Consider the following 18,030-nt stretch of genomic DNA (forward strand, 5'->3'; position numbering starts at 1 on the left):
ATCTGGCGTTGACTTTTGGCACGCTGTTGAGTTCTCAAGGAACGGTCGCTTCCTTTGTACTCACCCTCTCGGGCTTTCCTCCGGGCTTCCCTTCGGTCTTGCGTTTCCGACTCTATCAGATCTTTTTCCGATCCGATTTCCTCGGTGCTTTCCAGGTTCCCGCTCTCGCGTTTCCCTTTCCGGCGCTCCCGACTTTATCAGAAGTTCTGAGTCGGAATTTCCACCCGGTCCGGGTCAACCGGATCCAGCCGATGAAGCACTGGGGTTCCCGGTCGGGCAGAGCCGTAAACGTACTGGAGCGGGGTGCCTCGATGCAAATCGAGGCACCCCGCTCCAGGTTGAGGCGGGCGAGGGTCAGACCTCCACGACCACCGGGAGGATCATCGGCCTGCGCCGATAGGTGTCCGAGACCCACTTGCCGAGGGTCCGGCGGATGAGCTGTTGCAGCTGGTGGGGCTCCACGACGCCGTCCTGGGCCGAGCGCTCCAGCACCTCCGAGATCTTCGGAAGGACGTCCGCGAACGCGGAGTCCTCGATGCCGGAGCCGCGGGCCTGGACATGGGGCCCACCGGTGATCTTGCCAGTGGACGCGTCGACGACCACGAACACCGAGATGATGCCTTCGTCGCCGAGGATCTTGCGGTCCTTGAGGGCCGGCTCGCCCACGTCGCCGACGGACAGGCCGTCGACGTACACGTAGCCGGCCTGGACCTTGCCGGAGATCTTCGCCTTGCCCGCGACGAGGTCCACGACGACGCCGTCCTCGGCGATGACGATGCGGTCGTGCGGGACGCCGGTGAGGGCGCCGAGCTCGGCGTTGGCGCGCAGGTGCCGCCATTCGCCGTGGACCGGCATCAGGTTCTTCGGGCGGCAGATGTTGTAGAAGTACAGCAGTTCGCCGGCCGAGGCGTGGCCGGAGACGTGCACCTTGGCATTGCCCTTGTGGACGACGTTGGCGCCCCAGCGGGTCAGTCCGTTGATGACGCGGTACACCGCGTTCTCGTTCCCCGGGATCAGGGACGAGGCCAGGATGACCGTGTCGCCGTCGACGATGCGGATCTGGTGGTCGCGGTTGGCCATCCGGGACAGGGCCGCCATCGGCTCCCCCTGGGAGCCCGTGCAGACCAGGACCACCTCGTGGTCGGGCAGGTCGTCGAGCGTCTTGACGTCCACGACCAGGCCCGGCGGGACCCTGAGGTAGCCGAGGTCCCGGGCGATGCCCATGTTGCGGACCATGGAGCGGCCGACGAAGGCGACCCGGCGGCCGTACTCGTGGGCCGCGTCCAGGATCTGCTGGATGCGGTGGACGTGGCTGGCGAAGCTGGCCACGATGATCCGCTTGCGGGCGCCGGCGAAGACCTGCCGCAGGACGTTCGAGATGTCGCGCTCGGGCGGGACGAAGCCCGGGACCTCGGCGTTCGTCGAGTCGGCCAGGAGCAGGTCGATGCCCTCCTCGCTCAGCCGGGCGAACGCGTGCAGGTCCGTCAGACGGTTGTCCAGCGGAAGCTGGTCCATCTTGAAGTCGCCGGTGTGGACCACCATGCCGGCGGGGGTGCGGATGGCGACCGCGAGGGCGTCGGGAATGGAGTGGTTGACGGCGACGAACTCGCAGTCGAAGGGTCCGACGCGCTCGCGCCGGCCCTCGGCCACTTCCAGCGTGTAGGGGCGGATGCGGTGCTCCTGGAGCTTCGCCTCGATGAGCGCGAGGGTCAGCTTGGAGCCGATCAGCGGGATGTCCGGCTTCTCGCGGAGCAGGAAGGGGACGCCGCCGATGTGGTCTTCGTGACCGTGGGTGAGGACGATGCCCTCGATGTCGTCGAGGCGGTCCCGGATGGACGAGAAGTCCGGCAGGATCAGGTCGATTCCGGGCTGCTCCTCCTCGGGGAAGAGCACTCCGCAGTCGACGATCAGCAGACGGCCGCCGTACTCGAAGACGGTCATGTTTCGGCCGATCTCACCGAGCCCGCCGAGCGGGGTGACGCGCAGGGCGCCTTCGGGGAGCTGCGGCGGCGGGGCGAGTTCAGGATGCGGATGACTCAAAAGACTCTCCTCACCACGCACGCCACGTACCGGTCGGGCACGTGGCGTGCGTGACGTTCGTGCATAAGCAGTTGTCGTTGTGTGGGTGCGGGCACACCGGTGGTCCCGCTTATTCAGTTGTGAAGCCTTGCTGCGCGGACAACCGCGCGAAGTCTGTTGTCAGAGCTGTACCCCGCCGGCAGCAAGATCGATCTTGAGCTGGGCGATCTCTTCGGCCGAACATTCGACCATGGGGGCGCGCAGCGGCCCGGCGGGCAGTCCCTGGAGGGCGAGTGCGGCCTTGGTGGTCATGACGCCCTGGGTCCGGAACATGCCGGTGTAGACCGGGAGCAGCTTCTGGTGGATCTCCGTCGCCTTCTGGACGTCGCCGGAGATGAAGGCCTCGACCAGGGCCCGCAGGTCCGGGGTGACCAGGTGGCCGACGACCGAGACGAAGCCGACGGCGCCCACGGAGAGCAGCGGCAGGTTGAGCATGTCGTCGCCGGAGTACCAGGCCAGACCGGACTGCGCGATGGCCCAACTCGCGCGGCCGAGGTCGCCCTTGGCGTCCTTGTTGGCGACGATCCTCGGGTGCTCGGCGAGGCGGACGAACGTCTCGGTGCTGATCGGGACGCCGCTGCGACCGGGGATGTCGTAGAGCATGACGGGCAGGCCGGTGGCGTCCGCGATGGTCGTGAAGTGCCGGTACAGGCCCTCCTGCGGGGGCTTGTTGTAGTACGGCGTGACGACCAGCAGGCCGTGGGCTCCGGCGCTCTCGGCCTGGCGGGCCAGCTCGGTGCTGTGGTGGGTGTCGTTGGTGCCGACGCCCGCGATGACGTGGGCGCGGTCGCCGACCGCTTCCCGTACGGCTCGTACGAGGTCCGCTTTCTCCGCGTCGCTGGTGGTGGGGGACTCGCCGGTGGTCCCGTTGATGATCAGGCCGTCGTTGCCTGCGTCCACCAGGTGGGTGGCGAGCCGCTGCGCGCCGTCGAGGTCGAGCGCGCCGTCCGCCGTGAAGGGCGTGACCATGGCGGTGAGGACCCGCCCGAAGGGGGTCTGCGGAGTGGAGGTCGGAGCCATGGGTTACACGCTACTCGGTGCTCACGGCGCGGTCTGCCCTCGGGGTGCGGGGAAAGTCCGGACAAATGCGGAGCCCGGCACTGCCTGCTCGGGGGTTCAAGCAGTGCCGGGTCCGTTTGATCAGGCTAGATGAACTTCTCTAAATGCCGCAATACGGACACTTCGCGAGGCTGATCCGTACATCTGTGCCGAGCGCGACAGGCAGCACGAGAAGCAGGCCGTACTACGGTGCGACACGGCCGTTCGCGTTGAAGGCGGCGTACGTGAGCGGCATGAGCCTGGCCCACTCCGCCTCCATCTTCTCGCCCACCATCTCGATCTCCCGCTGCGGGAAGGACGGCACCTTGGCCAGCTCGTGCTGGGTGCGCAGACCGAGGAAGTGCATCAGCGAGCGCGCGTTGCAGGTGGCGTACATCGAGGAGAAGAGGCCGACGGGGAGCACCGCGCGGGCCACCTCGCGGGCGACTCCGGCGGCGAGCATCTCCTGGTAACGCTCATAGGCCTGGATGTACGACTCCTGCATCGAGCGTTCCACGATCTCCTGCTGGGCTTCAGTGCCCGGCACGAACTCGTACTTTCCGGGACGCCCCTGCTGGACCAGCTTGCGGTCCTCGCCCGGCACGTAGAAGACCGGCTGCAGTTCCCGGTAGCGACCCGACTCCTCGTTGTACGAGTTGTGGACCACGAAACCGTTCGCAAGGAAGTTGTGCCAGGGCCCCTCGACGGAGAGGTCGTACGTCATCTCCTCGCCGTCGGTCTCGATCGACACGACCTGGTCCGGCACCGCCTTGGTGACCTTTCCGCCACGTCGGGCCAGCGCCTGCTCCCCCGCACTCTTGACCGCGTGGCACGGCTCGCAGGCGGGAGCGAGGTTCTTCTCGTCGAGGGCCTGGAGCAGGTCACCCGCCACCGGGACGACATGGTCGAGGGCGAGCTGTTCCCGGGGGAAGCCCTGCCCGCACAGATGGCAGGTGTCGAAATCCTTGATGAGCCGCTCGCGCTGCATGGAGGTCCATACACCGATGCCACGGCGCAGGCTCGGCGGGACCAAGCCCTGTGACGGGCGCGGTGCGGTGCCGGAAACGAGCACGGCGTCCCCGACGGACAGTTCTCCCGCCTTGCACCAGCCGTCGGGGGTGAACAGGGCGTGGTCGACGGTACAGCGGAGTGTCTTGCCCGACGCCGTGGTGATCTTGACGAGCGCCTTGACGCCCGACTCGATCACGTCGACGATCCGCGCCCGCTGCGCCAGAAGGGTTTCCTCGTCGAAGCAGCGCACGTGGTTGCGGCGTACCGATTCGAGCTTGCGGATACGGGTGCTGGGGTGCAGCTCCCTGAACTCGGCGACGGCGGACTCGGCGGCCTCGCGGTTCTCGTAGAGGCCGAGGTAGTGGTTGCTGTCGCCGCGCTTCACCTGCGCCATCCACTTCCCCGCCCGGCTGTGCCAGGTGACACCGCCGGCCGAATGCGGCAGGCGGTCCTCGACACCCACGTGCCAGAGCCTGTACAGCTCGGCGATGGTGCGACGACGCAGGTGACCCGCCTCGCTCTCCAGAGTGATCTCCGTGTCCCCGGCGATGCACCAGCCCACCCGGTGCCGCATGAACTCGCGGAAGACGAAGATCGGGGCGCTGATGAAGAAGGTCATCGAGTTGTGCTCGAAGGGGCTGCCGTGCCGGTCCCGCATCAGGTAGTTGATCAGGCCCTTGGAACGCTCCGGGTCCTTCTGCAGCTCCTCCAGGGACTGCTCGCCGGCGGTGGAGACGCGGGCGGCCCACAGCACATCGGAGTCGGCCGCGCTGTGCTTGACCAGCTCGACGGTGACGTCGCTGCGGAAGCTGGGCTTGAGGTCGTCGGCGGGGGTGTCGGTCACGACTCGGAGGGTCCTTCCATCACGTCTCTCGGGCGGCGCCCACTCTACGGCCCGGCACTGACATCGGGGCGTTCAGTGCCTGGGTGCGACATCTTCACCGAACTTCGGTGAAGTTCCGTGAATTCGGGGCAACCGGGCACCTATCGCTTCGTTCGCTCGTCTGTACCGGTGAGAGCGATTCGTTCGATCCCTTCCGAGCCCCCGTCCCCGAGAGGAGACGTACCCCCGATGTTCCGTCGGCGTGAACCCGTCCCGTTCGCATTCCTCGCCGAGACCGACAGGTTCCGCAGCAATGTCACTCCCCCACCCCGGCCGCGGTCGTCCGTGAGCCAGATAGCCGGGCGGTGGCTGCTCGGGCTCACCCTCGTGGCCGGTCTCGTGGGTTCCCTCATCCTGGGCATGCCCGCGCTGTCCACGTCGTCCGGCACCGGAACCCAGCAGTCCCAGGCCTCCCAGGGGCACTGACCCTTCCGGACCTCCGTGAGTGGTGAGCGGGGACACGGCCGGATAGCCTCACCGGGCACAGCCCACGCATGGATTGAGTGAGGACCAGCCGTGCCCCTGCCCTTCCTGACGGCCGACCGCACCTTCGACGCCGCACCTGACGGCGCGCTGCCGTACGACGACCGCGACCGCTGGCGCCGCCCCTACCGGCCCGGACCGTGGCGTGTGGGCGGGGCCGCGCTGTGGCTGCTGCTCGCCTCTTTCGTACTGTTCGCGGCGGTGGCGCTGGCCCTGACCGGTTCGCTCTCCTCCGCCGCCGTGGTCCTCGGCATCGCGCTGCTGATCATCGCGGCCGCACTGCGGATACTGCGCATGGGAGTCTGGGTGAGCGCGCGCGGGGTGCGCCAGGTGGGTCTGCTGCACACGCGCACGGTGCCCTGGCGGCGGGTCGTCTCGGTGCGCACGGCGCAGCAGCCTGTGCGCTGGCTGGGGCTGCCGCGCACGGTGCAGGGGCAGGCGCTGACGCTGGTGCGCGAGGACCGGCCGGCGGATGACACGGCGCCGTTGCTGACCACGCACACGCTGGACTTCGTGGGCCGGTCCTCGGCCTTCGACCGGGCGGCGGACGTCGTGGAGGCGTGGGCGGCGGAGTACCGGCGGAGCTGAGCGCGCGGAGCAGCCACGCAAGGGAGCGGCAGGAGCGGCTCAGGCCTCGGTCGGCTTGCCGTCGTGCAGGGCTATGGCGCGCTGCATCGCCTTGCGGGCCCGCGGGGTGTCGCGGGCGTCGTGGTAGGCGACGGCGAGCCGGAACCAGCTGCGCCAGTCGTCGGGGGCGGCCTCGGTCTCGGCCTTGCGCTTGGCGAAGACCTCGTCGGCCGAGTCCCGGTCGATGCGGCCGCCGGGCGTGCGCTTCAGCTCGTCGACGGGCAGGCCGCCCTCGGCGTCCAGTTCGGCGGCGAGGGCGTTGGCGCGGCGGACGAACCGGGTGTTCATCCACAGGAACCACAGACCGATGACCGGCAGGATCAGTACCGCCACGCCGAAGGTGACGGTGAGGACCGTGCCGGTCTGGATGAGCATCACACCGCGACTGCCGACCAGGACGAAGTAGAAGAGCAGGACGGCGGCCGTGAGGGCGTAGGAGAGCTTCGCGCGCATGTCAGAGGCCTCGGATCAGCCCAGGTCCAGGAAGTTCTCCAGGCCGAAGGTCAGGCCGGGAGTCGTGACCACGCGGCGGGCGCCGAGCAGGATGCCCGGCATGAAGCTGCTGTGGTGGAGGGAGTCGTGGCGGACGGTGAGGGTCTCGCCCTCGCCGCCCAGCAGGACCTCCTGGTGGGCGAGGAGGCCGCGGAGGCGGACCGCGTGGACCGGGACGCCGTCGACGCTGGCTCCCCGGGCGCCGTCCAGGGCCGTGACCGTGGCGTCCGGGGCGGGCGCCGTGCCGGCCTTCGCGCGGGCCTCGGCGATGAGCTGGGCCGTGCGGGTGGCGGTGCCCGAGGGGGCGTCGACCTTGTTCGGGTGGTGGAGTTCGACGACCTCCACCGACTCGAAGTAGGGGGCGGCGATCTGCGCGAACTTCATCGTCAGCACCGCGCCGATGGAGAAGTTGGGGGCGATGAGCACGCCGGTCTCCGGGGACTGGGCGAGCCAGCCCCTGAGCTGCGCGAGGCGTTCGTCGGTCCAGCCGGTGGTGCCGACGACGGCGTGGATGCCGCGGCGTACGCAGAAGTCGAGGTTGCCCATCACCGAGGCGGGGGTGGTGAGTTCGACCGCGACCTGGGCGCCGGACGCCTCCAGCGCCTCCAGCTTGTCGCCCCGGCCGAGGGCGGCGACCAGTTCCAGGTCCTCCGCGGCCTCGACCGCCTTGACCGCCTCGGAGCCGATCCGGCCCTTGGCGCCGAGGACCGCCACGCGCAGCTTGCTCATCTTCTTCGTTCCTTATCGGTGTGTGTCAGGCGACGGCGTCGTGCAGGCGTGCGGCCTGTTTGTCCTTCAGCGGGCCGATGACCGACAGCGACGGGCGCTGTCCCAGGATGTCGCGGGCGACGGAGCGGACCTCGTCCGGGGTCACCGCCGCTATCCGGGCCAGCATCTCGTCGACGGACATCTGCTCGCCCCAGCACAGCTCGCTCTTGCCGATGCGGTTCATCAGCGCGCCGGTGTCCTCCAGGCCGAGCACCGTGGAGCCCTGGAGCTGGCCGATGGCGCGTCCTATCTCGTCGTCGGGCAGACCGTCCCGGGCGACCTGGTCGAGTTCGTCCCGGCAGATCTTGAGGACGTCGTGGACCTGCGAGGGGCGGCAGCCGGCGTAGACGCCGAACAGGCCGCAGTCGGCGAAGCCGGAGGTGTAGGAGTACACGCTGTAGGCCAGGCCGCGCTTCTCGCGGACCTCCTGGAAGAGCCGGGAGGACATGCCGCCGCCGAGGGCGGTGTTGAGCACGCCGAGGGCCCAGCGGCGGTCGTCGGTGCGGGCGAGGCCCGGCATGCCGAGGACGACGTGTGCCTGCTCGGTCTTGCGGCCGAGGAGTTCGACGCGGCCCGCGGTGCGGATCGTACGGCTGCCGTCGCGTGGGGCGATGGGCACGGCCGCGGTGTTCTTGAAGGCGCCTGCCTTCTCGAAGGCGGTGCGGACCTGTCGTACGACCTTGTTGTGGTCGATGTTGCCGGCCGCGGCCACCACCAGGTGGGTGGGGTCGTAGTGCTTCTTGTAGAAGCGGCGGATGCGGTCGGCGGTGAGGGCGTTGACGGTGTCGACGGTGCCGAGGACCGGGCGGCCGAGGGCGTTGTCGCCGAACATGGTGTGCGCGAACAGGTCGTGCACGCAGTCGCCGGGGTCGTCCTCGGTCATGGCGATCTCTTCGAGGATCGCGCCGCGTTCGACGTTCACGTCCTCTTCGAGGATCAGGGAGCCGGTCAGCATGTCGCAGACGACGTCGATGGCGAGCGGCAGGTCGGTGTCGAGCACGCGTGCGTAGTAGCACGTGTACTCCTTCGCCGTGAACGCGTTCATCTCGCCGCCGACCGCGTCGATGGCGGAGGAGATGTCCAGGGCGGAGCGGCGCGTGGTGCCTTTGAAGAGCAGGTGCTCCAGGTAGTGGGTGGCGCCGTTCAGGGCGGGGGTCTCGTCGCGGGAGCCGACGTGGGCCCAGATGCCGAAGGTCGCGGAGCGGACCGAGGGCAGGGTCTCGGTGACGATGCGCAGACCGCCGGGGAGGGTGGTCTTGCGGACCGTGCCGATGCCGTTCTCGCCCTTGATCAGGGTTTGGGTACGGGCGACGGCCCGCGCCTCCGAGGAGGTGCGGGCCGTCGTCGTAGAGCTGCTCGACGTCACTTGTCGGTGTCGTCCTTCGCTGCGTCCTCGGAGGAGGCGTCTTCCTCGCCCTCGATCACGGGGATCAGGGAGAGCTTGCCGCGGGAGTCGATCTCGGCGATCTCGACCTGGACCTTCTGGCCCACGCCGAGGACGTCCTCGACGTTCTCCACGCGCTTGCCGCCGGCGAGCTTGCGGATCTGCGAGATGTGCAGCAGACCGTCCTTGCCGGGGAGGAGGGAGACGAAGGCGCCGAACGTCGTCGTCTTCACGACCGTACCCAGGTAGCGCTCGCCGACCTCGGGCATCGTCGGGTTGGCGATGCCGTTGATGGTGGCGCGGGCGGCCTCGGCGGACGGGCCGTCGGCGGCACCGATGTAGATGGTGCCGTCGTCCTCGATGGTGATCTCGGCGCCGGTGTCCTCCTGGATCTGGTTGATCATCTTGCCCTTGGGGCCGATGACCTCACCGATCTTGTCCACGGGGATCTTGACGGTGATGATCCGCGGGGCGTTCGGGGACATCTCGTCCGGCTTGTCGATCGCTTCCATCATCACGTCGAGGATGTGGAGGCGGGCGTCCCGGGCCTGCTTGAGGGCGGCGGCCAGGACGGAGGCCGGGATGCCGTCCAGCTTGGTGTCGAGCTGGAGGGCGGTGACGAACTCCTTGGTACCGGCGACCTTGAAGTCCATGTCGCCGAAGGCGTCCTCGGCACCGAGGATGTCGGTGAGGGTGACGTAGTGCGTCTCGCCCTCGATCTCCTGGGAGATCAGGCCCATGGCGATACCGGCGACCGGGGCCTTCAGCGGCACACCGGCGTTGAGCAGCGACATGGTGGAGGCGCAGACGGAACCCATGGACGTCGAGCCGTTGGAGCCGAGGGCCTCGGACACCTGGCGGATCGCGTAGGGGAACTCCTCGCGGGTCGGCAGGACCGGGACCAGGGCGCGCTCGGCGAGGGCGCCGTGGCCGATCTCGCGGCGCTTCGGGGAACCGACGCGGCCGGTCTCGCCGGTGGAGTACGGCGGGAAGTTGTAGTTGTGCATGTAGCGCTTGCGGGTCACCGGGGAGAGGGTGTCCAGCTGCTGCTCCATGCGGAGCATGTTGAGGGTGGTGACGCCCAGGATCTGGGTCTCGCCACGCTCGAACAGCGCCGAGCCGTGCACGCGCGGAATGGCCTCGACCTCGGCGGCGAGCGTACGGATGTCCGTGACACCGCGGCCGTCGATGCGCTTCTTCTCCTTGATCACGCGCTCGCGGACCAGCTGCTTGGTGAGCGAGCGGTACGCGGCGGAGATCTCCTTCTCGCGGCCCTCGAACTCGGGGAGCAGCTTCTCGGCGGCCAGACCCTTGACGCGGTCCAGCTCGGCCTCGCGCTCCTGCTTGCCCGCGATGGTCAGCGCGGAGGCGAGCTCCGGGCGGACGGCGGCGGACAGCGCCTCCAGGACGTCGTCCTGGTAGTCGAGGAAGATCGGGAACTCGCCGGTCGGCTTGGCGGCCTTCGAAGCGAGGTCGGCCTGCGCCTTGCACAGGACCTTGATGAAGGGCTTCGCGGCGTCCAGACCGGCGGCCACGACGTCCTCGGTGGGGGCCTCGGCGCCGCCCTTGACCAGCTGGATGGTCTTCTCGGTGGCCTCGGCCTCGACCATCATGATCGCGACGTCGCCGTCCTCCAGGACCCGGCCGGCGACGACCATGTCGAAGACGGCGTCCTCCAGCTCGCTGTGGGTCGGGAACGCGACCCACTGGCCGTTGATCAGCGCGACGCGGACGCCGCCGATGGGGCCGGAGAAGGGCAGGCCGGCCAGCTGGGTGGACGCGGACGCGGCGTTGATCGCGACGACGTCGTACAGGTGGTCGGGGTTGAGCGCCATGATGGTGGCGACGACCTGGATCTCGTTGCGAAGGCCCTTCTTGAAGGACGGGCGCAGCGGGCGGTCGATCAGACGGCAGGTGAGGATCGCGTCCTCGCTCGGCCGGCCCTCACGGCGGAAGAAGGAACCCGGGATCTTGCCGGCGGCGTACATCCGCTCCTCGACGTCCACCGTGAGGGGGAAGAAGTCGAGCTGGTCCTTGGGGTTCTTGGAGGCGGTGGTGGCCGACAGCACCATGGTGTCGTCGTCCAGGTACGCCACGGCGGAGCCGGCGGCCTGCTTGGCCAGGCGGCCCGTCTCGAAGCGGATGGTGCGGGTACCGAAGGCGCCGTTGTCGATGACAGCCTCGGCGTAGTGGGTCTCGTTCTCCACTAGCGTGTTCTCCGTTACTTTCGTCTACTTATCGTCTTTTGTCCCGGTCTGCCCGTGTGGCAGGGGGACGGTCACGGAGAAGCGCGCCTTGCGGTGCGGGCCGGTCTTCGATCGAAGCACCCGGGGCTCGCTTCCCCCCGGGGGCCACTACCGAGGACCGGCGGCGGCTTGGGTGCACTTCTCCTTCGTGATGCGTCGTGCTACCACACTACAAAGCGTGAGTGACACTCCGCACGTTTCCGTACGTACGGCAAAGGGAGCGGCCCCGGGTTTCTCCGGGAACCGCTCCCTCCATGGCGTCTTACTTGGCGCCCGCCGCACCGCGGCGGATGCCCAGGCGGTCGACCAGCGCACGGAAGCGCTGGATGTCCTTCTTCGCCAGGTACTGCAGCAGGCGACGACGCTGACCGACCAGGATCAGCAGACCACGGCGGGAGTGGTGGTCGTGCTTGTGGGTCCTGAGGTGCTCGGTCAGGTCGGAGATCCGACGGGACAGCAGGGCGACCTGGACCTCGGGGGAGCCGGTGTCGCCCTCCTTGGTACCGAACTCGCCGATGATCTGCTTCTTCGTAGCGGCGTCGAGCGACACGCGTACTCCTCGTGGTCTGTTGAGTGCCTCCGAGTGCTCCCGGTCTGCATCGCGGGAGAGCTTCCGTTACTCGGGAGGCGGGGGTCCGCTGGGCGCTGCCTCCAGGGTCCGCGGGACTCCGGGGGTGCGTACACACACGGCCGTCGTCCAGAGTACCAGTGCCGGTGGACCGGTCCGACCGGGGCCGGACCGCTGTCCACAAGCCCCGACGAGCGGGTACGACCGCCAGTAGTGTGGCCGTCACAGCGTACGTACGTCGGGAAGGGGTCGCTGCGCGATGAGCGAGACGGCTGAGGAGATGAAGGCGCGCAAGGAGCGGGAACGGGACGAGCTCTACGCGCTCGACATCTCGGGCGTCGAGTGGCACTGCGCGCCGGGCACCGAGCAGGACGAGGAACGGGTCGAGATCGCCTATCTGCCCGAGGGCGCGGTGGCCATGCGGTCCTCGCTCGACCCGGACACCGTGCTGCGGTACACGGAGGCGGAGTGGCGGGCCTTCGTGCTGGGCGCGCGTGACGGGGAGTTCGACCTGGAACCCACCGAGCGCAACGGGGGCCTCGCCGCCCCGTGACCGGTGGCGCCCGCGGGGCGGCACGCGCGTGTGCCGCCCCCTGGGCGAGGGTCCCGCCTCCCGGTGGAGGGGTCAGCCGTCCCCGGCGCTGCCGATGCCGAGCACGGACAGCACGGCGTCCTTGGGATGCTTGTCGTCGGCGGCGAGTTCCCGCTTCGCGAAGAAGACCCTCCCCTGCTCCACCACGATGTCCGACCGCGTCGGGTCGCTCAGCTCGCCCCCGTCGTCGGACGGGAGACCGAAGAGCAGGTAAGGGGTCTGCTTGCCGGTCCGCGGGTCCCAGCTCAGCACCGCGGACGGTTCTATGTCGCTGAGGCTGCTGCGCAGGACCAGCAGCCGGTCACCGCTCATCCGCAGCGGGACGACGGGTTCCAGCGAGCGGCCGTCGAGCTTGCCCTCGCTCCGGCCGGTCTTCCGGTCGAACGCGACGATCCAGTTCTCCGGCTGTCCGATCTCCGCCTGGTCCTTGCTGGTGACGAAGACCCGGTCGGCCCCGACGACCACACCGTCGCAGTTCTCGATGTCACCGAAGAACCCCGCGGAGAAGTAGCGGTCGCCGCACCTGGGGTCGTAGGCGTCGCCGCCCATGGGGATGGTGGCGAGTTTGCCGCCGTCATCGCCGTCGAGGGTGATGAGGTCGGTGACCAGGGTGTCCCCGGCCGCGACGGCGAGCACCGGCGGGTCGGCGGAGGGCAGGTAGACGTCCTGGACGCCGGCGGCCACCTTGTAGGTCCACGCGGGCTTACCGGTCCGCGGGGCGAGCCGCTGCACCCGGTACGTGGTGTCGGTCCCCTCGCCGCAGCTCTCCAGGGCGAGCAGCGCGCCGCCACCGCCGGCGAAGCCCTTGTCGACGCACCTGGCGCCGGTCGAGCTGTTCCACAGCCGCTCGCCGTGCGCCATGTCGTACGCCACCGAACCGTGGCCCCAGGCCACCGCGACGACGCCGTCGGCCAGCGTGAGGTTCGTGTTGGTGACGTAGGCCTCACGCGCGGAGGGCATCGTGGCCGTCCACAGCTTCCTGCCGGTGTTCAGGTCGACGAAGACGACCTCGTCGCAGATGCCGGCGTCCTTGGTGCCCTTGCGCTTGCCGGGCTGCACCACGACCGCCGTACGGCCGTCGGCGGTCACGTGGCCGGTGGTGGCGCAGAGGTGGCCGTCGAGCTGGAGGGACCAGGCCGTTTCGTCGGCGCCGGGTTCGATCTTCACGCCGATGATCTTCGTGCCGATGCCCTTGGCCAGGATCTTGCCGGTGGCCCAGGTGCCGGGCGCGTAACGGGGGCTGGGGTCGCTCTCCTTGGGGAGGTCCTCATCGTAGTGGTCGACCACCACCTGGCCCTCGGGTGAGGCCGGGGCCTTCTCGACGGTCTGCCGTATCGCGTCGGGGGCCGGGGCGCCGGCCCGCCGGGCGCCCGAGGACCGGTCGCCGCCCGCGGCCAGGAACAGCGCGCCGCCCGCGGCCAGGGCGACGGCCACGACGGCCGCCAGCGCGCCGGAGAGGCGTCTGCGCCGCTTCCTGCGCTCGCCGTCGACGGCCAGCGCGGACTGGGTGTAGATGGAAGGAGGTGGGCCGAAGCTCACGCCGAACGTTCCCTTTCTTCTCTGCTGCGCGCTACGCGTAGGGCAGAACTTCCGGGAAGGTCGCGGCCGTTGCCGTGCGCACCTCGTAGTCACCCGTCCCCCGTGGCGTCCGCGCGCAAAGCCCCGGATTCCGGGGCCAGTTCATCTGTGCTCACGCGAACACGCCTCACCCTATCCCCCCTGCTCAGCGACGGCCCCGTCACCGCGGGCCAGGCCCGGAAGTCGTCAAGGGTGCCCGAACTGGCGCCACTTGCCCTTTTTGTTCAGCGAAGGTGCGGCCGGTGTGACCAGGTGGACGTCCGCGCGGAGACGGACGGGCCTGCCGAGGTGCGGCCGGTGGTGATTAGGCTGGGAGGGGGTGCGACGTCGGGACCGTGAACACGGCGTGGGGCCCCGAGGGGGAGAGCCGGTGGATCGGACTACCTCAAACGAATACGGATGCCGAGAACGACACGACATGGTCGTCGCGTCGGCACGGGGTGCTCGACCACATCAGGAGGAACTGTGAGCAGCGACCGGGACGGGAACCGCGGGGGCTGGGCGACACCCGGCGACGACCAGCCCGACGCGGAGTCCCTCAACGAGATGACGGGCGAGTTCACGATCGACTACGCGCCGCCCGCCTGGTACACGCAGAACGCGGCGGGGGGTTCGGGGGGCGCCGACGGGGGCGGCGGACCGGCGTCGGGCGCCTCGGGGTCCGGCGGTGCCTCCGGCGCGGGGCCGGCAGGCGGGCCGGGTACGGGGCCAGGCGGGCCGGGGGCGGGGCCGGGAAGCGGTACGGCCCCTTCCGGCCACCCGCGTTCACCGTTCCCGCCGGGCGCGCCGATCCCCGGGTTGACGCCGCCCCCGCATGCCCAGCAGGGGGGTAGGGCGTCGGGTCCGGGAGTCGCGTTCACCCCGCCGCCGTCGGCCCCGACGTCCGGGCCGGGTACCGCGCCGGCACCGGGCGCACCGTTCACTCCGCCACCGACGTCAACTCCGGGCGCCCCCTTCACACCTGCGCCCGCGTCAAACCCTGGGACGCCGTTCACACCTGCGCCCTCGGCGCACCCCGGAGCGCCGTTCACGCCTCCGCCCGCGTCAACTCCCGGAGCGCCGTTCACGCCTCCGTCCACCTCGAACCCCGGCGCCGCCGGTACCCCGTCGGCGGCTTCAGCGCCCGGCGCTACGCACCCGCCCGCGCCCGCGTCGACACCCGGAGCACCGTTCACCCCGCCACCCGCGTCAACTCCGGGCGCACCCTTCACACCTGCGCCGGCGGCGACTCCGGGGGCACCCTTCACACCTGCGCCGGCGGCGACTCCGGGGGCACCCTTCACCGCGCCGCCCGCCGCGGCGCCTGGAGCCCCCTTCACCCCGCCGGCCACCGCCACGCCTGCCGCGCCGCCCGTCGGGAGCGCGACGGGCGTGCCGAAACTGCCGGTCGGTTTCGAGCCGCAGCGGTCCCCCGCCGAGGAGCGGGCGCCGGAGGCCGATGCGGACAACGGCGACCTGGAGAGCGGCGCGACCATGCGGTTCTCCGCGGTCGCCCTGCGGCGTGAGATGGCCGGGACCGCGGAGGCGAGTGCGGCCGACGAGGAAGCCGAAGCGGCCGTGGGGGCCGAAGAGGCCGTGGAAAGCGTCGACGGCGCGGAATCCGCGGCCGACGTCGACGCGCTTCCGGCGGACGCCGAGGTCGAGGACGTGGAAGCGGAGGAGGAGGCCGAGGTCGCCGAGGAGGCCGAGGCGTCTGATCCGTCCGGCCAGGACGAAGCGCTGCGCCTCGTCGCCGACGACGCGACCGGCTCCACGGACGAACCGGCGGCCGACGCGCACGAGGAGAACGACGGCCCCGGCGACCAGCCCGCCCAGGAAGCCACCCCGGTCGCCGAGACCGAAAGCGAGGGCGAAGACGAGGCCGACACCAAGGATGATGGTGCCGAGGGCGAGGGTGCCAAGGACGAGGTGGTGCCCGCAGCCGAGGCGTCCGCCGACGCCGTAGCAGCGGAGGCCCCGGCGGAGCCCCAGCCCCAGCCCCAGGACTCCGCACCTGTCCCCGCTGCCCCGCAGGACGCGCCCCCGTCGCCCGAGGACGCCGTGCCCACCGCCTGGGCTCCCCCGCCGACGCCACCGGCCGCGGTGCCGCCGCTGCCGCCCTCGTACCAGCCCGCCGCGCCCGCGCCCGCCGCCCAGTGGCCCGCGCAGCCGACCACGGCGCCGAACCCCGCGCCCGCCCAGCCGCACCCGCAGGAACAGCCGCAGCCGGCCGCCGCCCAGGGTCCCGCGAACGTACCCGGACCGCAGCCGCCGTTCCAGCCGCAGGCACCGCAGCCCGCGCCCGCTGCCTGGCAGCAGCCCACGGCACCGCAGCCCGGGCAGCCGTACGCTCCCCAGCAGCCCCCGGCACAGCAACCGGCCGCCCCCGACGCCCAGGGCGGCTACCACCTCCCGCAGCCCGGCCAACCGCATCCCCCCGTGCCCGACGCCCAGGGTGGCTACGGCTTCCCGCAGCCGGGCGCTCCCGTCCCGCCGCAGGCACCGGGCGGCTACGGCTACCCCGGCGCCCCCACGCCCCCGGCTCCCCAGGGGGCCGTCCCGGGCGGCTACGGCTTCCCGCAGCCCGGCGCCCAGCCTCCGGTGCCCCCGGTCCAGGACCCGCGTGCCGCCCAGCCCGCCCCGCCCGTTCAGGACCCGCACGGTCCCCACGCGCCGCAGGCTGCCCAGCCGCCCGTCGACCCGCGGGCCGGTGCCGCCTGGCCGCAGCCCATCCAGCACGACCAGCGGCAGATGACCAACCCCGGTGCCGCGCCGCTGGGTTACACCGCCGCCGTGGAGCTGTCCTCCGACCGGCTGCTCAACAACAAGAAGCAGAAGGCGAAGAGCGGCAGGCCCGCCGCCGCGTCCTCCCGGTTCAAGATCGGCGGCAAGAAGGAGGAGGCCGAGCGGCAGCGGAAGCTGGAGCTGATCCGTACGCCGGTGCTGTCCTGCTACCGGATAGCGGTGATCAGCCTCAAGGGCGGGGTCGGCAAGACCACCACGACCACCGCGCTCGGCTCGACGCTCGCCACCGAGCGACAGGACAAGATCCTCGCCATCGACGCCAACCCGGACGCCGGCACACTCGGCCGCCGCGTGCGCCGGGAGACCGGGGCCACCATCCGCGACCTGGTCCAGGCGATCCCGTACCTCAACTCGTACATGGACATCAGGCGGTTCACCTCGCAGGCGCCGTCCGGCCTGGAGATCATCGCCAACGACGTCGACCCGGCCGTCTCGACCACGTTCAACGACGAGGACTACCGGCGCGCGATCGACGTGCTCGGCAGGCAGTACCCGATCATCCTCACCGACTCGGGCACCGGTCTGCTCTACAGCGCCATGCGCGGGGTGCTCGACCTCGCCGACCAGCTGATCATCATCTCGACGCCGTCGGTGGACGGCGCGAGCAGCGCGAGCACGACGCTGGACTGGCTGTCCGCGCACGGGTACGCCGACCTCGTGTCCCGGTCCCTCACCGTGATCTCCGGGGTCCGCGAGACCGGCAAGATGATCAAGGTCGAGGACATCGTGCAGCACTTCGAGACGCGCTGCCGGGGCGTGGTGGTCGTCCCCTTCGACGAGCATCTGTCCGCCGGTGCCGAGGTGGACCTCGACATGATGCGGCCGAAGGTCCGGGAGGCGTACTTCAACCTGGCGGCGATGGTCGCCGAGGACTTCGTACGGCACCAGCAGATGCACGGCCTGTGGACCAGCGACGGCAACCCGCCGCCGGTGGCCGCCCCGCCGATGCCCGGGCAGCCGCTGCCGGGTCAGCAGCAGTACGCGCCGGGTCAGCAACAGCAGCCGTACGCGCCCGTACCCCAGCCCTCTCCGCAGTACCCGGGCCAGCCGTCGTACCCGCAGCAGCCCGGGCAGCCGTACCCGCAGCAGCCCGGGCAGCCGTACCCGCCCCAGCAGGGCCGGCCCCCGCAGCAGGAGCTTTACGGCGGGCCGCAGCCCGGTGACCGGCCCGTGCAGCCCTATCCGCAGCAGCCGGGGCAGCCCGCGCAGCCGTTGCCCCCGCAGGCGCAGCCTCAGCCGGGTTACGGCTACCCGCAGCCCGGTGCCCAGCCGCCCGCGCCCCCGGCCCAGCCCGGCGGTTACGGATTCCCGCAGCCCGGTCAGCCGGCGCCGCAGGACCGGACACCGCAGCCACAGCCGCAGCAACCGTCACAGCAGCCTCAGCAGCCACCACAGCAGCCGGGGCAGCCCCCGCAGCAGCCGGGGCAGCCCCCGCAGCAGTAGCCGGAACGCCGAAGGGCGGTCGGTGCCTCCACGCACCGGCCGCCCTTCGGCGTA

The 18,030-nt window shown here is 70.7% G+C and carries 12 protein-coding genes and 4 pseudogenes; 5 read left to right on the forward strand and 11 right to left on the reverse strand.

The window, feature by feature from the left end; genetic code table 11:
• Nucleotides 1–354 precede the first annotated feature (354 nt).
• From ACZ3KP_RS05910 to ACZ3KP_RS05930, 5 genes and pseudogenes are all read right to left on the reverse strand, one after another.
• Nucleotides 355–2,040: a ribonuclease J gene (locus ACZ3KP_RS05910; RefSeq protein ID WP_132889915.1), complete on the reverse strand. Its 1,686-nt coding sequence runs from the start codon at nucleotides 2,038–2,040 to the stop codon at nucleotides 355–357.
• Between the two features lie 159 nt (nucleotides 2,041–2,199).
• The gene (gene dapA / locus ACZ3KP_RS05915) at nucleotides 2,200–3,099 is read right to left on the reverse strand and encodes a 4-hydroxy-tetrahydrodipicolinate synthase (protein WP_467496807.1); all 900 of its coding nucleotides are present in this window, start codon (nucleotides 3,097–3,099) and stop codon (nucleotides 2,200–2,202) included.
• A 223-nt stretch (nucleotides 3,100–3,322) separates the two neighbouring features.
• Nucleotides 3,323–3,772 (reverse strand): annotated as a pseudogene (thyX, locus tag ACZ3KP_RS05920) (FAD-dependent thymidylate synthase); the annotation flags it as partial.
• 3 nt (nucleotides 3,773–3,775) lie between these two features.
• A pseudogene (locus ACZ3KP_RS05925) lies at nucleotides 3,776–4,702 on the reverse strand (HNH endonuclease); the annotation flags it as partial.
• A pseudogene (locus ACZ3KP_RS05930) lies at nucleotides 4,682–4,972 on the reverse strand (FAD-dependent thymidylate synthase); the annotation flags it as partial. The pseudogenes ACZ3KP_RS05925 and ACZ3KP_RS05930, both read right to left, overlap by 21 nt.
• A gap of 228 nt (nucleotides 4,973–5,200) precedes the next feature.
• Here ACZ3KP_RS05930 and ACZ3KP_RS05935 point away from each other — a divergent pair.
• Nucleotides 5,201–5,437 carry a hypothetical protein gene (locus ACZ3KP_RS05935; RefSeq protein ID WP_366895837.1) on the forward strand — a complete coding sequence of 79 codons (237 nt, stop codon included), beginning with the start codon at nucleotides 5,201–5,203 and terminating at the stop codon, nucleotides 5,435–5,437.
• Nucleotides 5,438–5,527: 90 nt separating this feature from the next.
• The gene (locus ACZ3KP_RS05940) at nucleotides 5,528–6,082 is read left to right on the forward strand and encodes a hypothetical protein (RefSeq protein ID WP_358975297.1); all 555 of its coding nucleotides are present in this window, start codon (nucleotides 5,528–5,530) and stop codon (nucleotides 6,080–6,082) included.
• A gap of 39 nt (nucleotides 6,083–6,121) precedes the next feature.
• On the opposite strand, the gene ACZ3KP_RS05945 is transcribed toward ACZ3KP_RS05940, so the two are convergent.
• From ACZ3KP_RS05945 to rpsO, 5 genes are all read right to left on the reverse strand, one after another.
• Nucleotides 6,122–6,574, reverse strand: coding sequence for a hypothetical protein (locus ACZ3KP_RS05945; protein WP_358975294.1), 453 nt, complete (start codon nucleotides 6,572–6,574; stop codon nucleotides 6,122–6,124).
• Nucleotides 6,575–6,589: 15 nt separating this feature from the next.
• Nucleotides 6,590–7,342 carry a 4-hydroxy-tetrahydrodipicolinate reductase gene (gene dapB / locus ACZ3KP_RS05950; protein WP_132889909.1) on the reverse strand — a complete coding sequence of 251 codons (753 nt, stop codon included), beginning with the start codon at nucleotides 7,340–7,342 and terminating at the stop codon, nucleotides 6,590–6,592.
• 25 nt (nucleotides 7,343–7,367) lie between these two features.
• Nucleotides 7,368–8,747, reverse strand: coding sequence for a M16 family metallopeptidase (locus tag ACZ3KP_RS05955; protein ID WP_467496810.1), 1,380 nt, complete (start codon nucleotides 8,745–8,747; stop codon nucleotides 7,368–7,370).
• Complete coding sequence (locus tag ACZ3KP_RS05960; protein WP_358975286.1) at nucleotides 8,744–10,972, reverse strand: polyribonucleotide nucleotidyltransferase; 2,229 nt, start codon at nucleotides 10,970–10,972, stop codon at nucleotides 8,744–8,746. The genes ACZ3KP_RS05955 and ACZ3KP_RS05960 overlap by 4 nt, the downstream gene beginning before the upstream one ends.
• Nucleotides 10,973–11,273: 301 nt before the next feature.
• Nucleotides 11,274–11,561 carry a 30S ribosomal protein S15 gene (rpsO, locus tag ACZ3KP_RS05965; protein WP_132889906.1) on the reverse strand — a complete coding sequence of 96 codons (288 nt, stop codon included), beginning with the start codon at nucleotides 11,559–11,561 and terminating at the stop codon, nucleotides 11,274–11,276.
• 277 nt (nucleotides 11,562–11,838) lie between these two features.
• Here rpsO and ACZ3KP_RS05970 point away from each other — a divergent pair, with 277 nt between their 5' ends.
• Complete coding sequence (locus ACZ3KP_RS05970; RefSeq protein ID WP_467496813.1) at nucleotides 11,839–12,132, forward strand: DUF397 domain-containing protein; 294 nt, start codon at nucleotides 11,839–11,841, stop codon at nucleotides 12,130–12,132.
• 72 nt (nucleotides 12,133–12,204) lie between these two features.
• Here ACZ3KP_RS05970 and ACZ3KP_RS05975 read toward each other — a convergent pair whose 3' ends face one another.
• Nucleotides 12,205–13,710: an outer membrane protein assembly factor BamB family protein gene (locus ACZ3KP_RS05975; RefSeq protein WP_467496815.1), complete on the reverse strand. Its 1,506-nt coding sequence runs from the start codon at nucleotides 13,708–13,710 to the stop codon at nucleotides 12,205–12,207.
• Between the two features lie 438 nt (nucleotides 13,711–14,148).
• On the opposite strand from ACZ3KP_RS05975, the pseudogene ACZ3KP_RS05980 reads away from it, so the two are divergent.
• Nucleotides 14,149–14,343 (forward strand): annotated as a pseudogene (locus tag ACZ3KP_RS05980) (SCO5717 family growth-regulating ATPase); the annotation flags it as partial.
• Between the two features lie 879 nt (nucleotides 14,344–15,222).
• Nucleotides 15,223–17,976, forward strand: coding sequence for a MinD/ParA family ATP-binding protein (locus tag ACZ3KP_RS05985; protein ID WP_467498036.1), 2,754 nt, complete (start codon nucleotides 15,223–15,225; stop codon nucleotides 17,974–17,976).
• Nucleotides 17,977–18,030: the final 54 nt, after the last annotated feature.

It is taken from the genome of Streptomyces sp. NPDC020958, from assembly GCF_055562175.1.